Source organism: Mesorhizobium sp. M2A.F.Ca.ET.067.02.1.1 (assembly GCF_004023285.1).
Classification (GTDB): domain Bacteria; phylum Pseudomonadota; class Alphaproteobacteria; order Rhizobiales; family Rhizobiaceae; genus Mesorhizobium.
This window is the reverse complement of record NZ_RZSB01000773.1, coordinates 1-2791: the sequence shown is the minus strand read 5'-3', so window position 1 is coordinate 2791 and position 2791 is coordinate 1. Positions and strand designations below refer to the sequence as shown.

The 2791-nt window shown below is 65.4% G+C and carries 3 protein-coding genes; 1 reads left to right on the top strand and 2 read right to left on the bottom strand.

All coding sequences use genetic code 11. The features are described from left to right. Positions 1–332: 332 nt before the first annotated feature. Positions 333–1088, bottom strand: coding sequence for a tryptophan 2,3-dioxygenase family protein (locus tag EOA28_RS31580; protein ID WP_127253838.1), 756 nt, complete (start codon positions 1086–1088; stop codon positions 333–335). 132 nt (positions 1089–1220) lie between these two features. Between EOA28_RS31580 and EOA28_RS31575 the strand changes: the two genes are divergently transcribed. Beyond that, a complete protein-coding gene (locus EOA28_RS31575; protein WP_127253839.1) occupies positions 1221–1691 on the top strand; it encodes an Lrp/AsnC family transcriptional regulator in 471 nt (156 codons plus the stop codon). 180 nt (positions 1692–1871) lie between these two features. Here EOA28_RS31575 and EOA28_RS39165 read toward each other — a convergent pair whose 3' ends face one another. Beyond that, positions 1872–2444, bottom strand: coding sequence for a hypothetical protein (locus tag EOA28_RS39165; protein ID WP_189342292.1), 573 nt, complete (start codon positions 2442–2444; stop codon positions 1872–1874). Positions 2445–2791: the final 347 nt, after the last annotated feature.

Here is a 2791-nt window from a genome sequence, read left to right as displayed (position 1 = left end):
ATCATGGACACCTCGTAAAACGGCATTCCATCCCTCCCGATCCAAGGATCGGGAAGTGTCCACGATGTCTCCGAACGCCTGTCCACCATCTCCCCAGTCTGTACACAGAGGCGGGGGAGAGGTGGCCGCGAAGCGGTCGGAGAGGGGGCAGCGCCGGCGACAGAGGAAGAAGCACGGTGTGGCGCGCCCGAAGTTCTAAATCGCGACACGATCTCTCGGGTTCGCTCCATGCGCTTTAGCGAGACATGCTTTAGCTCTACGAAGGCCCCTCTCCGTCGCGGCTTCGCCGCGCCACCTCTCCCCCCCGCTTCGCGCGGGGCGAGGAAGAAGGCTCAGCCGGCCTTCACCTGCGCCGGATGGCTGATCGAGTCCCGCACGGTGCCGTATTCGGCGCCCCAGCGGTCGGTCATGTCGCAACGGATGTCCCACAGCTCGGGGAAGAAGCGGTGGCGGGCGCCGCCTTCCAGCATCTCCACCGGGCGGCCCTTCAGCGACTTCGAGCCCAGCCCGATCGAGCGGTGGATCAGATAGAGGTGGTTGGCGCGGAATTTCTGGAACAGCTCGTCGAACTCGATCAGCGCCTCGGCCACGACATAGGCGTCGCCATGGTCGTAATGCTCGTCATAGATATCCGCCACGGTCAGCCCGCGGCCATCGAGATAGGCATGCCTGAAGGCCCGCCAAAGGTCCGGCGGCAGGCGCAGCAGGAACTTGAAGCCGGGCGATTCCTGGCCGCTGCCGTTGCCGAGCTGCAGGCGGATCTGCTGATACTCCTTGGGCGACATGGTCTCCAGGAGATCGAGCTGCGCCGTCATCATGCGCATCAGCCGGTGCACGCGGCCCATCAGCGTGACGATGCGGTGCGTGTTCTGCTTCTCCAGATAATCCAGAACATCGACCAGCGTGTAGGCGATGAGCTTCATCCACAGCTCCTCGACCTGGTGCACGATCTGGAACTGCAATTCGTCGGCGTTGACCATCTCGGCCAGCGGCTTCTGGCAGGCGAGCAGCTGGTCGCATTTCAGATAGACGCCGTAGTCGCGCATCTCGGGCGCCTCGATGCGGGCGTGATAGTCCGTCTTGTCCATGGCTCATCCTCCTCGGCATGACCGCGCCACAAGGATAGCGCTTCCGGCTTGAACATTGTTCCTTTCTGTTATCCAAATGGCATGAAATGAAGGACGATCTTTGACCTTACCTGCCCCAGTGGAGAACGAACCGTGCTGGACGCCTTGGACCGCAGAATAGTCGCCGCGCTCGAGCGCGATGCGCGGATCTCCTTCGGCGAGCTCGCCGAGGAGGTCGGCTTGAGCAAGACGCCGTGCTGGAAGCGCGTGAAGGCGCTGGAAGAGGCAGGCGTCATCCGTGGATATTCGGCCCGCATCGACCCGGCCAGGATCGGCTTCGGCATCGAGGCCTTCATCCAGGTGTCGATCGACTTCGAGGTGTCCGACGCCTTCGAGGCGGCGGTGAAGACGCACCCGCTGATCCGCCGCTGCTACGCCACCACGGGCGAAGCCGACTATCTCCTGCAGATCGTTACCGTCGATATGATGGCGCTCGACCGCATGCTGCGCGAGGAGCTCAGCCGCCTGCCCGGCGTGCGCCGCACGGTGACCTCGATGGCGATGCGCGAGATCAAGGGCGACATCTCCTTTGCCGAGGCGGCGGCGCGTGCGCTGAGGGGATAAGGCGAGCACACCGAATGGCCTGAGCGCGCCGGCCGTGGAGGCGCGCGAAGCCCTGACTTTTTCTGGGATGATCGAGAACGGGCATCGAACCTGATATAGTCGCGACGGGGGTACGGCGGTGGCGGGGTCATCTCAATGAAGATCAGGGCGCAGGCTGCCCGGCGATGGCCGGCGCGAGGCTTACGGATTCTCGAATTCGCCTCGACGGCCGATTTCGCGCGCCTTCCCCTTCCGAGAAATACGCTGGCCACGGCGCTTTTGGCATCGGCCATGCTGCTGCCGGCGGCCACTTCGAGCCATGCCGCGTCGGTCCTCCCAGAGCCGCGAGACGAGCTCCACCAGCCGGATGCGAAAGCCATGCTGCAGGACGCCAAGCGCGCGCTTCTGGCGGCCAATGGCGGCAACGGTGGGAATGGCGGCAACGGTGGCAATGGCGGGAACGGCGGCAACGGAGGGAACGGCGGCAATGGAGGGAATGGCGGTAACGGTGGCAACGGCGGAAACGGTGGCAATGGAGGGAACGGCGGCAACGGAGGGAATGGCGGCAACGGAGGGAATGGCGGCGGAAACGGTGGCGGCAATGGCGGCGGCACCGGAAACGGCGGCGGCAATGGCGGGGGCGCCGGAAACGGTGGCGGCAACGGCGGTAGCGCCGGAAACGGCGGGAGCAATGGCGGCGGCACCGGAAACAGTGGCGGCAATGGTGGTAACGCTGGAAACGGCGGCAGCAATGGCGGCCATGGCGGCGGCCATCACGACTCCAATGTCGGCCATTCGGATGGCGGGCCCCGCTCCTGCGGATCATCCCCGCGAGTGTCTTGCTGACGCCGCCGCTTGACCTCGAAGCGCCGCGCGCCGGAGCGGCAGAAAGCAACGTCCTTCCAGTTTCCTGTTCCGGCTCGCCGCTCCGGCGGCGCGATGAACCGCCCTATGGGCCGGTGCGGTAGGCGAAATCGTCGATAGCGGCCTGCCAGTAGTGCTGCGTGCGGATCTCGAGCCGCGTGATGCGCCGGTAGTCGGCCGCGAAGTAGACCAGACCGTTGGCGGACAGCGTCAGCCGATCCTCATAGGCGGGCTCATCGCCCCGCCAGGCCTTGAGG